General features: G+C 52.6%; 15 protein-coding genes. 3 read left to right on the top strand and 12 right to left on the bottom strand.

What is annotated here, in order from left to right; all coding sequences use genetic code 11:
• The first annotated feature begins 67 nt into the window (after positions 1–67).
• Complete coding sequence (gene lexA / locus J2X61_RS19960) at positions 68–685, top strand: transcriptional repressor LexA (RefSeq protein ID WP_127451671.1); 618 nt, start codon at positions 68–70, stop codon at positions 683–685.
• Between the two features lie 411 nt (positions 686–1096).
• Positions 1097–1555 (top strand): hypothetical protein, encoded by a 459-nt coding sequence (locus J2X61_RS19955; protein ID WP_274468274.1) that lies wholly within the window; start codon positions 1097–1099, stop codon positions 1553–1555.
• Here the strand turns inward: J2X61_RS19955 and J2X61_RS19950 are convergent, their stop codons facing one another.
• The 12 genes from J2X61_RS19950 to J2X61_RS19895 all read right to left on the bottom strand — a co-directional run bounded on the left by J2X61_RS19950 (position 1556) and on the right by J2X61_RS19895 (position 14947).
• On the bottom strand, positions 1556–2794 hold the full coding sequence (locus tag J2X61_RS19950; RefSeq protein ID WP_310189995.1) for an aminopeptidase: 1239 nt from the start codon (positions 2792–2794) through the stop codon (positions 1556–1558).
• A gap of 92 nt (positions 2795–2886) precedes the next feature.
• The gene (glnA, locus tag J2X61_RS19945; protein WP_379239653.1) at positions 2887–4227 is read right to left on the bottom strand and encodes a type I glutamate--ammonia ligase; all 1341 of its coding nucleotides are present in this window, start codon (positions 4225–4227) and stop codon (positions 2887–2889) included.
• Between the two features lie 39 nt (positions 4228–4266).
• Positions 4267–4677, bottom strand: coding sequence for a MerR family transcriptional regulator (locus tag J2X61_RS19940; protein ID WP_127451665.1), 411 nt, complete (start codon positions 4675–4677; stop codon positions 4267–4269).
• A gap of 97 nt (positions 4678–4774) precedes the next feature.
• Complete coding sequence (locus tag J2X61_RS19935) at positions 4775–5995, bottom strand: methionine gamma-lyase family protein (protein WP_396135471.1); 1221 nt, start codon at positions 5993–5995, stop codon at positions 4775–4777.
• A gap of 32 nt (positions 5996–6027) precedes the next feature.
• Positions 6028–7353, bottom strand: a complete 1326-nt coding sequence (hflX, locus tag J2X61_RS19930; RefSeq protein WP_274468267.1) for a GTPase HflX — start codon at positions 7351–7353, stop codon at positions 6028–6030.
• 187 nt (positions 7354–7540) lie between these two features.
• The gene (gene efeB, locus J2X61_RS19925) at positions 7541–8812 is read right to left on the bottom strand and encodes an iron uptake transporter deferrochelatase/peroxidase subunit (protein WP_274468266.1); all 1272 of its coding nucleotides are present in this window, start codon (positions 8810–8812) and stop codon (positions 7541–7543) included.
• 20 nt (positions 8813–8832) lie between these two features.
• Positions 8833–9993 carry an EfeM/EfeO family lipoprotein gene (locus J2X61_RS19920; protein WP_310189990.1) on the bottom strand — a complete coding sequence of 387 codons (1161 nt, stop codon included), beginning with the start codon at positions 9991–9993 and terminating at the stop codon, positions 8833–8835.
• Positions 9994–10019: 26 nt separating this feature from the next.
• Entirely contained in the window at positions 10020–11501 is a 1482-nt protein-coding gene (locus tag J2X61_RS19915) for an FTR1 family iron permease (protein WP_310189989.1), read from the bottom strand.
• A gap of 227 nt (positions 11502–11728) precedes the next feature.
• On the bottom strand, positions 11729–12697 hold the full coding sequence (locus J2X61_RS19910; protein WP_274468262.1) for an AAA family ATPase: 969 nt from the start codon (positions 12695–12697) through the stop codon (positions 11729–11731).
• 144 nt (positions 12698–12841) lie between these two features.
• Positions 12842–13471, bottom strand: coding sequence for a histidine phosphatase family protein (locus J2X61_RS19905; RefSeq protein ID WP_274468261.1), 630 nt, complete (start codon positions 13469–13471; stop codon positions 12842–12844).
• A gap of 2 nt (positions 13472–13473) precedes the next feature.
• The gene (gene lplA, locus J2X61_RS19900) at positions 13474–14496 is read right to left on the bottom strand and encodes a lipoate--protein ligase (RefSeq protein WP_274469303.1); all 1023 of its coding nucleotides are present in this window, start codon (positions 14494–14496) and stop codon (positions 13474–13476) included.
• A gap of 19 nt (positions 14497–14515) precedes the next feature.
• Entirely contained in the window at positions 14516–14947 is a 432-nt protein-coding gene (locus J2X61_RS19895) for a GNAT family N-acetyltransferase (RefSeq protein WP_310189987.1), read from the bottom strand.
• A gap of 197 nt (positions 14948–15144) precedes the next feature.
• On the opposite strand from J2X61_RS19895, the gene J2X61_RS19890 reads away from it, so the two are divergent.
• The gene (locus tag J2X61_RS19890) at positions 15145–15939 is read left to right on the top strand and encodes a GNAT family N-acetyltransferase (RefSeq protein ID WP_274468258.1); all 795 of its coding nucleotides are present in this window, start codon (positions 15145–15147) and stop codon (positions 15937–15939) included.
• The last annotated feature ends 6 nt before the right edge of the window (positions 15940–15945 follow it).

Raw genomic sequence — 15945 nt, 5'->3', positions numbered from 1 at the left:
TGTTTGTACGAACTCGGGTTCTATGTTATACTTTGGGTAATGATTCCCAGTATTGGAGTGATAACTATTGAGTAAGATTTCGCAGCGTCAGCAAGCTATTTTGGAATACATTAAGAACGAAGTGAAAGATAAGGGCTACCCGCCTTCCGTACGCGAAATCGGCGAGGCTGTCGGACTAGCCTCCAGTTCTACGGTTCACGGCCATTTGGAGCGCCTTGAGAAGAAAGGTTTGATCCGCCGGGATCCGACGAAGCCTAGAGCTATCGAGATTCTCGGGTTAGACGGCGCAGAAACGCATTTCGCCGTATCCGTTGCGCGCGTACCGCTCGTAGGTAAAGTTACTGCTGGGGTGCCGATTACGGCCACGGAGAACATCGAAGACTACTTCCCACTGCCAGTCAGCATGGTCGGCGACAACAATGTGTTTATGCTCAGCGTTATGGGGGACAGTATGATCGAAGCTGGCATTCATAACGGCGACTATGTCATCGTCAAGCAGCAGCAGACGGCAAATAACGGCGACATCGTCGTAGCCATGACGGAAGATGACGAAGCGACGGTGAAACGCTTCTATAAGGAGAAGGACCATATTCGTCTGCAGCCGGAGAACTCCGCATTGAAGCCGATTCTATTGAAGAACGTCACGATCCTCGGACGCGTTATCGGACTTTTCAGAGATATGTAAGAGAAAGCCGCCTGGCTTGAATAGGCGGCTTTTTTATTTGGAATTGCTTGGAAGCCGGCATCCTTGCCCTGCCGGCCGGTAGCTGGAAAAGCTCCAGTTATTTCAACCTGGTTTCGGCTTCCTGAGTGAATAGCTGGAATTTCTCCCGCTAAAAAAAGCGATTCGAGGTCGATTGCAGGAAATGCCGTGGAAATAACAGGAAATTTTCCAGTTAACTGGCGGCGGGAGCCTCTTTCCCCTTAAATAACGGGAGAAATTCCAGTTAACCCGCTCGGGCGTGTGCTATGCTAAAGATCCAACAAAAAAGCGCCAAAACGACTAAATAACCAGTCGTTCAGCGCTTTTTATTGGGAACATTTTCATGCTTCTGTTCGTTTAATGAATGATAACCCGATCCCGGAGGTCACGCCCATGAGAATCCGTTTCAGTATCCCTTTCAGTATCCCTTTCAGAATTCTTCCTAGAATCCCAACCATGCTGCTCCTAGCGCTCACCATCCTGCTGCTGTCCAGCTGCGGCTCCGCCGATCCTGCCGATCCCGCTCCCCCCTTAACCGCCAAGACGCTCCAAGAGCTGTACCCGGGCGATCTGACCAAGGTAGATGCCATCGAAATCCGCAGCGGATCCACCGGCGAATTGAAATCATTCACCGACCCGGCGAACGTGCAGCAATGGATCAACCAAGTACGAGATACGGTATTCCAGCCGGATCCGAATCAAGAAGACCGTGCAGGCTTTCTATACGCGGTGTCGCTGCTGGAGAACAAACAGGTGAAATTCAGCTTCACCCCGAACAGCACAGGCGGCCATTATTATCTCTACAATGAACAATTAACGAACAGCATACGAACGCTTTTTGAAAGCAAATAATTAAAACGCAAGCGCCCAGTTGCCCGCACGGAAAATAGGCTCCACGCGGCCGTCCGGCAGCTCTCCGTCGATCTCGAGGTCGGAAGTTCCAACCATGAAGTCCACATGGATCAAGCTGGTGTTCCCTCCCCTGGCTTTCAGCTCTTCGTTCGACAGCGAGGCGCCGTCTTTCATATTGATCGGATAGCAGCTGCCCAAGGCAAGGTGGCAGGAGGCATTCTCGTCAATTCCCGTATTATAAAAGATCCGCTTCACATTAGAGATCGGAGAATCGTAGGGAACAAGCGCGACTTCCCCCAAATAACGGGCCCCTTCGTCCATCTCCAGCAGCCTTGCCAAGTGCTCGTACCCGACTTCGGCTTGGTAATCCACCACTTTCCCGTTCTCGAAGGTGAACGAGAACTTATCGACAAGCGCCCCGTTGATATTAAGCGGCATCGTGCTGGCAACCTTCCCATGAACGCCTGTCCGCTTAGGCATCGTGAACACTTCCTCCGTCGGCATGTTCGCAACGAACCGGATGCCGCTGGCGTTCGCCTTATCGCCGCCCAGCCAGATATGATCCGCCGGCAGCTCGACGCGCAGATCCGTCCCCGCAGCGCGGTATTGCAGCGCGGCATACTGCTTCTCGTTCAGCACCTTCCGAACGCGCTTCAACTGCTCGATATGCGTCCGCCATGCCGCAACCGGATCATCTTCATACACGCGATTGAAGCGGAATACCGCATCCCACATCGCTTCCACCCGCTGATCCTCCGGAAGATCCGCATAAACTTTCGAGGCCCAGGCGGTTGTCGGGGCTTTGATCAAACACCAACTGAACGTACTCGTTCTTACATACTGCTGATATTTGGACCGCGCTGTCGCCGCCGCTTTGGAAGCTCTGGAGATGACGCCGGCATCAAGGCCCGCGTAGAGATCAGGATCAGGCACTTTGATATTCAGCAAAGCCCCGCCGTTCTCGACAAAGCGCTCCAGCATGTCCGTATGCCACTTCGGATAATAATCAAGCGCATCGTCGTGGGCATACGCCAACCGGCTGCGGGTCACAACATCATCCTGCCAGTTCACTTGAACGTAATTCGCACCTGCTTCATAAGCCTTCTTGACGATCATTCTCGTCAACTCCAGACACTCGATCGGCGATTCGATCATGAGGTCTTGACCTTTGTTCAAATTAACGCCGATTCTCACAACCAGTTCGGCATATTTTTCTAAGTTTTTCATAAAGTTGTCCATTCGTCGTTCCCGCTCCTTCGCATGAAAAAGCCCATCAGTCCATGCCAAGCATGTAACTGACGGGCTGATCTATCTAATTGTTACGCTTCGTTCTAGTACAGGGACAGATATTGATCTCTTTCCCACTGATGAACTTGCGTTCTATACATATCCCATTCGATCTCTTTCAATTCGTAGAAATGAGCCAGAGCATGCTCGCCGAGGGTGTCGCAGATCACTTCATCGCGAATCAGTTCGTCCAACGCTTGCTTCAAGTTCAGCGGCAAGCTTGGAATGCCTTGGCTTTCTCTCTCTTCTTCCGTCATCACATAGATGTTGCGGTCGGTTGGAGGAGGGAGCTGCATTTTGTTCTTAATGCCGTCCAGACCTGCGGCCAGCATGACTGCCAGCGCGAGGTACGGATTAGCAGCCGGATCCGGATTGCGCACTTCAACGCGCGTGCTCAGACCGCGGGAAGCCGGGATCCGAATCATCGGAGAACGGTTGCTCGCCGACCATGCTACATAGCAAGGAGCTTCGTAGCCTGGGACAAGACGCTTGTATGAGTTAACGGTAGGGTTCGTAATCGCCGCGAAAGAACGCGCATGGCGCAGTACACCTGCCATATAATGTCTCGCTACGTTACTTAAACCTAACTTGTCGCTCTCGTCATAGAACGCGTTGACATCGCCTTTGAACAGCGATTGGTGGCAGTGCATACCGGAGCCGTTCATGCCGAACAATGGTTTAGGCATGAAGGATGCGTGCAGGCCGTGCTGTCGGGCTACGGTTTTGACAACGAGCTTGAACGTCTGGATCTGGTCAGCCGCTTGGATCGCATCGGCATATTTGAAATCGATCTCATGCTGGCCAGGCGCCACTTCGTGATGGGAAGCTTCGATTTCGAAGCCCATTTCTTCCAAAGTTAAGACGATGTCGCGGCGGCAGTTTTCGCCGAGGTCCATCGGCGCCAAGTCGAAATAACCGCCTTGGTCGTTCAACTCCGTCGTCGGGTTGCCTTTCTCGTCGGTTTTGAACAGGAAGAACTCCGGCTCAGGCCCGACGTTCATGGCCGTGTAACCCATTTCTTCCGCTTGCTTCAGCGCATTTTTCAAAATTTGACGGGGATCCCCAGGGAACGGACGGCCATCCGGCAAGTAAATGTCACAGATCAAACGGGCAACTTTGCCTTCCGTCACCCACGGGAAAATGACCCATGTATTCAAATCCGGATACAGATACATATCCGACTCTTCAATGCGCACATAGCCTTCGATCGAAGAACCGTCGAACATCATTTTGTTGTCAAGCGCTTTCTCCAATTGGCTGAAAGGAATCTCAACGTTCTTAATGCTGCCCATCAAATCCGTAAACTGCAAGCGAATGAACCGGACGTTCTCTTCTTTGGCAATGCGTAAAATGTCTTCTTTGGTAGGATTGTTGTTGTAAGTCAAGTTCATTCTCCTCTCATTGTTACAAGCGCTTACGAAACGTTATTTATAAAACCGGGAGAGCTGACCTTGAATCAATGAAACTTGATCCGGACGTTTTCCCCCGCCGATCAACTGCTGCTTAAGCATTTTGTGCAGTTGGGAATCGGTTAACTCTTTACGTTTAACTTCCGTATGCTCGTTCAAAATCGTAGCATCTTCCGAATCTTTATCGACCGGGATGAGCACTTGCTTGATCCCAGCGATATTCACACCTTTTTCAATCAGATCTTTAATCTCAAGTAGCCGTTCTACATCGTTAAAGGAATAGAGTCGTTGATTGCCGCCTGTTCTGGCTGGAATAATGAGCTCATGCTGCTCATAATATCGAATCTGTCTCGCGGTTAAATCGGTCAGCTTCATGACGATCCCAATTGGGAATAACGCCATATTTCTACGTATTTCATCACTCATGCTAATCACTCCTGCAAAGTTAAGTACCTCTCCTATATTGTACCTAAGTAACAAAAACGTGTCAAGGAGTGTAAGGTTTGTTCACAGTCTAAAATTTTCAAAGCAATCCCTTGTCTACCATATGTTGGATCGCCGTCAACACCCCTAACTTGCAGTGTGAATAGGTGAGTCCACCCTGCATGTACGCAATGTACGGCTCGCGGATCGGCGCATCGGCGGACAATTCCAGGCTGCCTCCCTGGATGAAGGTGCCTGCCGCCATAATGACGGGATGCTCGTAACCCGGCATATCCCACGGCTCCGGCACGACGTGCGAATCGACGGCAGCCGCCTTCTGGATGCCCTGCACGAACGTGATCAGATGCTCCGCGGACGTGAAGCGGATCGCCTGGATCAGATCCGTCCGCTGGGCTTCCCAACGCGGATGGCTCTCAAAGCCCAGCTGTTCGAACACAGCCGCCGCGAACACCGAGCCCTTGACGGCTTGCCCAACCAGATGCGGGGCAAGGAACAGCCCTTGAAACATGGCTCGCGTCGCCCCGAGCATGGCCCCGACCTCGCCCCCGATGCCCGGGGCGGTCAACCGGTAGGCGGCAAGATCCACGAGGTGCTGCCGGCCGGCGATATAGCCGCCGGACGGGGCGATGCCGCCGCCCGGGTTCTTGATCAGCGAGCCGGCCATGAGATCGACGCCAACCTGCGTCGGCTCCTGGAGCTCGGTAAACTCGCCGTAACAATTATCGACGAATACGATAACGTCCGGCTTGATTTCCTTGACGAAACGAACCATTTCGCCGATTTGCTCAATGGTGAACGACGGCCGCCACGAATAGCCGCGCGAGCGCTGAATGCCGATCACCTTCGTATTCGGCTGGATGGCTGCGGAGATGGCCGCCCAGTCCGGCGCTCCCTCTTCCGTCAAAGCGACTTCGCCGTAGCCGATGCCGAAGTCCTGCAGCGAGCCGGTACCGTCGCCCGGCTTCCCGATCACTTTATGCAATGTGTCATAGGGCTTCCCCGTGATGTAAAGTAGATGTTCACCTGGGCGCAGCACACCGAACAATGCGGTGCCGATCGTATGCGTCCCGGATACGAAATGAGGCCTCACCAGCGCCGCCTCCGCTCCCATCGCATCGGCGTACACGAGATCGAGCACTTCGCGTCCCCGGTCATTATAGCCGTAGCCTGTCGAAGAGGCGAAATGATAATCGCTTACTTTATGTTTCTGAAAAGCACCGATCACTTTCCATTGATTAAGGTCTATCGTTTGTTCGATTTGACGCAAAGCGCTTTCGGCTTGCCGCTCCGCGCTTTCCATCAATTTCATTACTTTATCCCCAAATTGCATGATTAATAAGTCTCTCCCTCGTTGTTGTGAAGCTCCAGTGAAGCTTGTTGGTCATACGCAACCAATTGATATGCCACTTTCACATAATCATCCTTGTTCACGCGGACTTTGAACAGCATATCCTCGCCGTCAACACCGGTCTCCAGCACATCGCCGATCCGGTACATGAGCGAAATGACATCGCCTTTGTCCGCCGGGATCCGGAACTCCTTGCTCTCCCCCATCAGCTTCTCTTGGATCGCGAACCGCAGCCGCTCCAAGTCTTCCTCCTGGAATGCGCTGATTTTCAAAAACTCGCCCTCGGCGGTCAGCATCTCGCGCTCTTCCGGCGTGCAGGCGTCGATCTTGTTGAAAACCGTCAGCTGCTCCTTCTGATGCGCACCGAGCTCCTCAAGCACTTCTCCGACGACGCGCATCTGCTCGTTGCGCATATCGGTTGAGCTGTCGACTACGTGCAAGATCAAATCCGCTTCGTTCGCCTCCTCCAAGGTTGCGCGGAAGGATGCAACCAGATCGTGCGGCAAATTCTGAATGAAACCGACCGTATCGGTTAGAACGATTTCCTTGCCGCTCGGCAATTCCATCGTCCTGGATGTCGGATCCAGCGTTGCGAACAGCTGATTCTCAATATAGACGTCGGCTTGCGTTAATTGTTTCAATAATGTGGACTTGCCTGCGTTCGTATAGCCAACCAAAGCGACTTGAAACACCCCGGTCTTCTTCCGGCGTTCCCGGTGCAGGTTGCGGTGGCGTACAACCTCCTCCAGCTGCGCCTTCAATTCGTCGATGCGGCCGCGGATATGCCGGCGGTCCGTCTCCAGCTTCGACTCCCCCGGTCCTCTGGTACCGATACCGCCGCCGAGTCTGGAGAGGTTCTTCCCTTGTCCGGATAGCCTTGGAAGCAAGTAAGACAGCTGCGCCAATTCGACCTGAATGATGCCCTCGCGGGTTTTGGCCCGCTGCGCGAATATATCCAGAATCAACTGCGTGCGGTCAATGATTTTGACATCCAGAGCCGCCTCCAGATTGCGTACTTGAGCGCCCGAAAGCTCTTGATCGAAAATAGCGGTGTTCCCGCCGAGCTCCTCCAGCCTCGCCTTCAGCTCATCGACCTTCCCTTTGCCGATAAACCACTTGGTGTCCTTCGTTTCTTTGTTCTGCGTCATCGTCTCCAAAACCTGCACACCTGCAGTTTCGGCCAATTTCACTAGCTCCTGCAGGGAATACGCAGCGATAGCTTCATTCCGCTTCTGCTGCTGGGTTACCAGACTAACGAGGATGGCGCGGTCATCGATCTCTTTTTCAACCATATGTGAATTTAATTTCATAAGCTTGTCGTCTCCTTTGGCCTCGCGGGTTCACGATTGGAATCGCCCGTCATGCAGCGGATTCCCTCATCAATTGTGGAGGAAATGCTTGGGAAAGTCAATTTGCGTCAGCCGGAAAATTCTATTATAACGAAGGCGCACAAAAAAACCGAAAGGCCTGCAGCCTTCCGGTAGCTTTCCACCAATGTTACACAAATAAACTTTGGCCCAAATAAGATTCCTTCGCGGCAACTCCGGGGAGTACGGCAAAGTAGCCTCCGCCAGTCGTTTCCGTATAGGCCAGCATCTGATCCGGAAGCTTGGGATTCGTCAGACGCTTCTGAATGGATTCGAATTGAGTCTGGATATTCCGGTTGAAACACACAAACAGCAGACCCGCGCTCAGCCGGCCGACACTATCCAAGTTCTCCATGAAATTGTAGCCTCTGCGCAGGATGCGCTCCCTCTCGGACTGCTCACCGTTGCGCGGGTTCGAAAGCCGAATATGGGAGTCAAGCGCCGTCACTTTCCCTGCCGGATCTCCGGCGAAATCAGGCTGGTCCAATTCATTCTGTCCATCGAGCGGCGCACCCGATACTTTCTGGCGGCCGATGATTTCCTCTTGATCGGCGTATGTCTGTTGATCCCAGGTTTCAATCCGCATCTGAATGCGCCTGACAACCATGAAAGTCCCCCCGGCCAGCCATGGAGCGCCATCGCTGCCGTCGATCCACACGTTATTCTTCATGAACGTATCGTCATTCAATGCGGGATTATTCGTGCCATCCTTGAAGCCGAACAGATTGCGCTTCGTACCTTGCGATTTCACGCCCAACTGACCTGTCTGCTGCCAGCGCAAATGAGCCACGCCGCGAGCCGCCTTGGCCAAATTGCGAATCGCATGGAAACAGATCATCGGATCGTCCGAACATGCCTGAATGAGCAAATCCCCGTGCGTCAATTGATCCTGTAACGAATCTTTGTGAAAGATCGGCATCTCGGTCAAACCTGCCGGCTTCCGCGCACGAATGCCGAACCGGTCAACCCCGTCCTTTTCAAAAAGTGTGGCCCCTATTGCAAAAGTTAACGTTAGCTTGCCCGTATCCAGACCGATCTGCTCACCGGTATCTGTCGGGGGAAATCCCGCTTCCTGCGGCTCAGCGGCCAGAGGCTTGCCCGCCATCAGCGTTGCCGCCATTTCCGTCCATGTCTTGAGCAGCTCTTTCAATTCCTGCACATCGGAAGTGGTCACGTCGAACGCCGCCATGTTGGCGAAGTTTTGAGCCGGCGTCAAGACTCCGGTTTGGTGAGGGCCATAGAAGGAGATCGTTTCGTTCGGCGCATCCGCCGAGGCCATGCTCTTCTTCGTACTGCCGGTCACGCCTTCCTGCGCTTTGTCCAGCAATTGACCCAAAACAAGCCCGGCCGCTCCTGCCGCCGTCATGCCTAGAAATGCCCGGCGATTCATTTTATCTGGCATTGCCCGCTCCCCTCCAAGGATTATTTACTGAGCGTTCCCGGCATCTTCACGAGCGGTTCCGCCAGGGCTTCCAATTTATTTTTCAAATCGATCTGCTTGGCCTGATCCAGCTTGCCGAAATCCGTCCACGCTGCACCTGCCGGCGAAAGGGTATTCATCGCTTCTATGACGGCCGTCATACTCTTGGAAATTTTGTCGTCCAGGGCAGCATCTTTCTTCTTCAGCTCCGGTTTGACCAGATCATAGATCGCTTGCGCGCCTTCTACGTTCGCTCGGATTACCGGAATGGTCGCACCGCTCCAGCGTTCCTCTTCACCGGTAATTTTACTGGACTGAGCTTCCTCCATCAGTTCCCCGACTCCAGCGATGAAGTCCGACGCTTCGATCGTTGTTGCCGCAATGGCTTGCTGCATTTTCTTCCCGTCTTCCAACAAACGCGATGAGAACGGCTCAGCCTCTTTCACGCTTTTCTTCACGAACAGCAGATGCTCAATTCGGTGATAGCCTGTGAAGTCGGGATCCTTCTCGTTTTTGAAATCATCTACGCGAGCATCCATAACGCCATCCAACTCACTGAACGTTTCGATAATCGGTTCTATTCTTTCGTATGGCATCCGGGACTGGCCATAGGCTTCCTGGGCTTTTTTCAAATCACCGCTTTTCACGGCGGCATCCAGCTGTTCAAGACCGGCAACCAATTGCTTGCCTTGCTCCTGGACATATTGGTTGTAGGCTTTGGCTGCCGCCTGAAGCTCCTGGGATGCAGCGATCACATCCTTATTCACCGCGCCTTTATTCTCTGCGAAGGACGATGCGAGTTCGGTTAACGCCGTCTTCAGATTGGTATTGAGTGCCGTTAATGCCGCATAATCCAGTTTGTCTTGCTTCAGCCCAGCTTCAAGCGGAATGAGGAATTTCTCCACTTTAAAATACAACTCCGGATATTTGGGCTTCACTTCGTCTTCGAAACTCGCCCACTGCGCTTCAAGCTGCGTGGAGAGTTTCTTCGCATCCTTCACTTTGCTGCTATCAAGCTGCGTTTTCAGCCCGTCTATGCTTGCGATCAAGGCAGCCGACCCTTCCTTGAAAGGCACCTTCGCCACTTCGGCAGGCTCCGTTTTCCCGCAGCCTGCCAGCATCACCGTTGCTGCTGCCGCTAAGACAATGAGTTTTTTGTTCATGAGTGATATTCTCCTCTTACATTAAATTATTTGTAGACCGTACTGTTATTGCTCTGAAAGGCTTTAAGCCGCTGCCACATGACGGCAATCATGGCGCTAAACAGCAGCAGAAGCTGCGGAATCGTGCTCTCCAGGGTCGGATACAAGGCAACGAATTCCCAGCTGGGCAGCCAAGACTCTGTCGTTGCGGGCAAATATCCGGCCAGTTGAAGTCCGTGAACGCCCATCCCGGCGAATTTAAAGCATAAATAAAAGACGAATATGCTGGAAATGAGAAAGAATGGCCGCATCGGAATGCGTAAGCCGATTTTGAGAATAAGGAAAGCCACGAGCAGCAGAATGAACACGCCGATGCCAATTCCGCCTAATAAAGAGCTCAAAGATATCGAGGACGCCATCCCGATCATGAAGAGGACTGTTTCCGTCCCTTCACGGAACACGGCCAGGAAGGCCAGCAAGCTCAGGGACACAAGACTCCCGGTTGCCAGCGCCTTGACACTTTGATCCCGTATGTATTTCTGCCAATTCGAAACGCTGGATTTGCTGTGCAGCCAGTAGCTCATATACAGCAGCATAAGCGCTGCAAAAATGCCGGTACAACCGGCAATCAAGAAATTATTGTTACCGAAGGCGCTGGCTGAGAACAGCTGCTGTACAACGACGCCAAGTGCGACGCTGACCAGTAAACCGCCCAGTACACCGAACCAGATCCAACGTTTTTTATCACTGTGACCCGATTTATTTAAGAACCCCAGCAGGGCGATGATAACCAATAGAGCTTCCAAGCCTTCCCGGATCAAAATCGTCGTTGCATCCAGCATCGTATATCTGGTCTTGGCAGCAAGCGGGCTTAGATCCGCATGCATGCGGGCGATCGTTGCCGATGCATCGCTTACCTTCGCAGGAACCGCAGACAACTGGGCATAGGCTGTAACCATATCCCTCTCCATCGAAGAATAGATTTCCGAGGACTGTGTCAGAACGATCCCCTCAATCTGCAGCCAAGAGGACCGCAGCTCTTCAATGCTGGCCGCAGCACCCTGCACATCGTTCTCCTTTAGCTGTCCTGACGCCTTCTCCAGCAAAGTGACGAGGGAAGCCACCGTGACTTGAGCGTCTCCTTGAGCGGCTTGGCCGAAAGCATCCAAATTACCGTCAACGAAGCTCTGGTTGAGCGTATGGAGCTCTTTCAGCCCGGCAATAAGCTTAGAGACATCGACAGGCTGCTTCACGGTTTGAAAGGCGACCTCTCCCATCGCTTGTTCGATCTTTTGATACGCAGCTAGCGATCGCTGCTTCACACCATCCTCATAGCCTAGCCAGTTTATTTGGAACTTGTCGAACCGTTCGGACGCTTCCTTCACGTTGCCGCTCTCCGCAGCCTGTATGGCAAGCACGATGCTCTGATCTTCCTTGGCCAAATCATCCTCCGCTTTCGCCATAACAGTAAATGGCACGGAAAAAAACATGAACAGTGCAATCCAACTGGCTATCAACATTTTGGGCATGTTGTTTCGCCTCCTCGCGAACCTACAATGTCTTCTATCACATTGCTTGATAATGATTATCAGTGTCATAATTACTCTGTCTATTTTACTCGGTTCTTTCAACCTGTCAATTGCTTTATGCAAAATAAAAAAAAAGAGAATGCCAATTCCATCAAAATGGAAGCATTCTCTTGCTATGTTCGCATTCACTGCACATCGAACCTGACTCCCCGAATTCCGGGTAAATCTCATTTGAATCTCATATCCTCCGGCCGTATCGACATTAACTCCGACTTCGACGGCGCGTTCACATATTGGCTCAGAAGCCGCACCGCTTGGTGCCTCATCGCTTTCTCCAGGATGTTGCGCACATACCTTGCATTGCTGAAAGCCCGCCAGGTCGCCGCCTTCTCCTCCGCCAGATGCTGCTTCAACTTCATCACCGTCTGCGGCAAAAGGACGTACTCCCGCTCTTTGGCCATCAGCTCCGTAATCTGCACCAATTGTTCGATCGGATAATCCTCGAAGTCAATCTGAATCGGGAAACGGGAGGGGAGCCCGGGATTCGTCGCGAGAAACTGCTCCATTTCATCGCTGTAGCCCGCAAGAATCAGAATAAAGTCATTCTTCTTATCCTCCATCCCCTTGACCAGCGCATCGATGGATTCCTTCCCGAAATCTTTGTCCCCGCCCCGCGCCAAACTATAGGCTTCGTCAATGAAGAGGATGCCGCCCATCGCCTTTTTCATCAATTCCCTCGTCTTGAGCGCGGTATGCCCGATATATTCGCCTACCAGATCGGCACGCTCCACTTCGATGAAATGCCCCTTGCTGAGCACTCCCATGGCATGAAACATACGGCCCATTAGCCTTGCCACCGTTGTTTTCCCTGTTCCTGGACTCCCTTTGAAAATCATATGGTACACATGTGCATTACTAAGCAGGCCGGCTTCCGCGCGGAATTGCGAAATTTGCAGGAGGGCATAAATTTCGTGGACCAACGCTTTGACATTATCGAGGCCTATCAATTGATTCAACTCTTTGAAAATATCCGATAACGGACCCTCGGAAGGCGTCCTTTTTCCGGTTTGCTGCGGTTCGGCATCAGCCAGCGGCGAAGCGTGAATCGGGTCGCCTGCTCCATCAATCGCTCGCCGATGCTCCGGCTGCCTGAGTACGATGTTAATCTGTCTGGAGGGCAAGCTTCGACCACTCATGAGGATCACCCCGTTTACAAGTTGGTTTCGATGGATGGGAAATGGATGGTATCTCTCCATCCTACGCGGCAATCGGGCTTTTTAGACCGCAGAATTGCCCTGTAATTGGAAGAAGCCTCCGGACGGTCCGGAAGCTTCACCTGTTCAGAAACCAAAGGCTTCGTCTTGAATATGCGATATATCGGCATGAAGGCGAATCCGGGGCTCATTCCGCTCCATCTCGACAAGACTCAGGCAGGTAGGATGATAATAAGGAGGATTCCACAGATCGGCAAGCGCCCGTCCCTCGAAATAAGCCATGATGACCTTCAGCGTGACCGTGTGGGAAACGAGCGCGATCGTCTGCCCTTCATGAGCCGCCAGAAGCCGCTGCAGCGCCGGCAGGACGCGGGCTTGAAGCCCCGCATAGGTCTCGCCCCCTTGTGCAGCCATATACAGCTCGGGCGAACGCCAGAAAGCATGAAAGTTATCCGGTTCTTCTGCCTCGAACTCATCCGAAATACGCCCTTCCCACGCGCCCAAATGCATTTCCCGCCAATCGTCGGAAGCTTGCACGGGCAGGTCGCGGCCGCCTTTGATGATATGGGCCGTATGCAGCGCCCGGCCGCTGCTGCTGGCGTGCAGCGCGTCAAATCGGATGTCTTTCAACGCATAAGACAGCCAGACTGCCTGCTGCTCCCCCAAGGAAGTGAGCGGCGAGTCCATGTGCCCCTGCAGCCGTCGCTCTATGTTCCACTCCGTTTCCCCATGGCGGATTAAATAAAGCTTGGTCATGCTCACACGCCCCCCTCCCGGGATGTAGTTAGCAATAATAAATCGATGAGCGAGCCCTCCTCCAGCGCACCGAAGTAGCGGCGCAGATCAACGCCGGCGAGCCGCTCCCGAATGGCGGCTTCCTCATATTTGACGCCCCGCAGCCGATCTTCCAGCTCAGCGACGTCGGAGGCGCCGAAGAAATCGCCATAGATTTTGATCTCCTGAATATGGCCTTCTGCAATGGCCAGACGCACGTCCAGTTTGCCGACGCCTTCGAACCTTTTGAAGTTTTGCACCGTGCTTTTCGGCGATTTGCCATAATTCCAGTCCCAGTTCCCGTAGCGTTCTTCGGAAATTTGACGGATTTGCTTCCAATCTTCCGCGGTCAGCTTGTATGTAGGTACTTCGGAGGCTGCCATGCCGAAGATAGAAGCCAGCAGCCGCAAGCGGAAATCCTCAATCGTAATAGGTTCGCGGAGAAACTCGGCGATATTGGCCACTCTGCTGCGAATCGATTTGATACCTTTGGACTGAATCTTGTCCGGACTGACTTTCAGCGCGGACACGACATTCTCAATCTCGGAATCGAACAGCAGCGTTCCGTGACTGAACATCCGGCCTTTCGTGGCAAATTGTGCATTGCCGGAAATTTTGCGCTCTCCGACCTGAATATCGTTGCGCCCCGTCAGCGCCGCCTCAACGCCCAGCTGGCGAAGGGCTTCCACAACAGGCTCCGTGAACTTTTGAAAATTGTGAAAAGAGTTGCCGTCGTCCTTCGTAATAAAGCTGAAATTCAAATTGCCCAAATCGTGGTAGACCGCTCCGCCCCCGGAAAGCCTGCGAACGACGTGCAGGTTATGCGCTTTGACATAGTCCGGGTTGATCTCCTCCAGCGTATTTTGATTTTTGCCAATGATGATGGACGGTTCGTTTATATAAAAGAGCAAATATGTATCCTGATCCGGAAGATGTCTTAATGCATACTCCTCTATCGCCAAATTCAAGCGCGGATCTGTTATTCCTTCGTTATCGATAAATCGCATGGTCATGTTCCTTCCCTGCTTAAATTAAATCGGCTGACATCGTTCGGTTCAGCGTTACCATTCCAATGGAACGATAAAACGCAACAGCGCGCTCATTAAACTCCCATACATTCAGTTCAAGCGACGAGGCTCCCCGTTCCTTCGCCCACTCAGCCGAAGCCTTATACAGCTGCGTTCCGATACCGCGACGCTGGCAATCCGGCGATACGGCAAGCTCGTTCATATAAGCATACGTTCGAGGAACCAGCGCCTCATAAGACGGGCTCTTTTTCATCTCCAGCATCGCCACGCCAACGACAATTCCGCCGAACTCCGCGACCAAGATCGCTTTATGCTGCACATCGGCGAAGCTCCGGTACCAGCCCATCGCGACGACGCGATCCAATCTTGCGAACCGGTCGGGCAAAGCGGCGGCATGCTCCTCTTGACCGAAGCGAATGATGGCATTCACCGCTTCGTAATCCTCGGCCGCGCAGGACGAATCCGAATATCCAATGGTTCACCTTCTTTCAGCAACGTTACGATTCACCCCGCTGTTTCATAGCTTACATCAATGAATCCGATTTTTCCACTTTTGTTATTGTATTTTTATACATTAATATGTATATTTATTAGTATTATTTGGATCTGATTCGAAAGGAGTCCTCTATGAAAGATCATCTTACTTTTTACAAAACGATGGATCTCATCGCTTCCAACACATGGCCGGCCGAGACGACGGTCACGCTTGACCGGTGGCTGCTGCGGGCCAATCATGGGGTTACCAAGCGGGCTAACAGCGTTCTGGCTATCGGAGATGTGCCGAGTGAGGCCAATTGGCTGCAGACCGTTGAACGCTTTTATACCGAGCAGGGTCAGCCGGCCATATTTCAGCTCAGCGACGCCTCCCCTGAACATTTGGACGATTATCTGGCGTCGCAAGGCTACGCGAAAGATCTCCCTTGTCTCATGATGTTCGCAAGCTCGCAAGAAGTCGTTACTCAAGCAGGTGAACGGCTCAGGAACACGGCTGACCTCTCGGTCGAGTGGGCGTCCCGCGCGGATGACGAATGGCTCGATGCGTTCCTGCTGCTCGAGTCGTACAATCCGGATTTAAAAAGTATATACAAGGGAATCTGTGAACGCATCAAGCCTACCAAGGGCTTCGTCAAGGTAAGAAGAGGCAACGACATCGTTGCCGTCGGCACGGCCATTGTGGAAAGCGAATGGGCCGGCTTCTTGAATGTTGTCGTCAGCGAGCAAGTACGTGGCCAGGGGCTCGGCTACTACCTTCTGCATGCGCTGTCCGTCTGGAGCCAGAGCCAAGGCGCGTCGCGGCAATATTTGCAAGTCGTCGCCGCCAATACCGCCGCCGTTTCGTTATATGAAAAACTTGGGTATAAGACCATGTATGGGTATCACTACCGTTTGAAGTATGATTTGCCGCCCATTGCACCATCCTAACTAAAA

Origin of the sequence: Bacillus sp. 3255 (assembly GCF_031456485.1) — a bacterium.
Lineage (GTDB): Bacteria > Bacillota > Bacilli > Paenibacillales > NBRC-103111 > Paenibacillus_E.
Note: the sequence above shows the minus strand (reverse complement) of the source record. Positions and strands in the feature narration are given on the sequence as shown.

Bases quoted from the DNA above. Each gene is read 5' to 3' on its own strand.
- J2X61_RS19955 (WP_274468274.1), top strand. From the start codon at position 1,097: ATGAGAATCCGTTTCAGTATCCCTTTCAGTATCCCTTTCAGAATTCTT.
- J2X61_RS19950 (WP_310189995.1), bottom strand. From the start codon at position 2,794: ATGGACAACTTTATGAAAAACTTAGAAAAATATGCCGAACTGGTTGTG.
- J2X61_RS19940 (WP_127451665.1), bottom strand. From the start codon at position 4,677: ATGAGTGATGAAATACGTAGAAATATGGCGTTATTCCCAATTGGGATC.
- J2X61_RS19935 (WP_396135471.1), bottom strand. From the start codon at position 5,995: ATGGAAAGCGCGGAGCGGCAAGCCGAAAGCGCTTTGCGTCAAATCGAA.
- hflX (WP_274468267.1), bottom strand. From the start codon at position 7,353: ATGAAATTAAATTCACATATGGTTGAAAAAGAGATCGATGACCGCGCC.
- efeB (WP_274468266.1), bottom strand. From the start codon at position 8,812: ATGCCAGATAAAATGAATCGCCGGGCATTTCTAGGCATGACGGCGGCA.
- J2X61_RS19920 (WP_310189990.1), bottom strand. From the start codon at position 9,993: ATGAACAAAAAACTCATTGTCTTAGCGGCAGCAGCAACGGTGATGCTG.
- J2X61_RS19915 (WP_310189989.1), bottom strand. From the start codon at position 11,501: ATGCCCAAAATGTTGATAGCCAGTTGGATTGCACTGTTCATGTTTTTT.
- J2X61_RS19910 (WP_274468262.1), bottom strand. From the start codon at position 12,697: ATGAGTGGTCGAAGCTTGCCCTCCAGACAGATTAACATCGTACTCAGG.
- J2X61_RS19905 (WP_274468261.1), bottom strand. From the start codon at position 13,471: ATGACCAAGCTTTATTTAATCCGCCATGGGGAAACGGAGTGGAACATA.
- lplA (WP_274469303.1), bottom strand. From the start codon at position 14,496: ATGCGATTTATCGATAACGAAGGAATAACAGATCCGCGCTTGAATTTG.
- J2X61_RS19890 (WP_274468258.1), top strand. From the start codon at position 15,145: ATGAAAGATCATCTTACTTTTTACAAAACGATGGATCTCATCGCTTCC.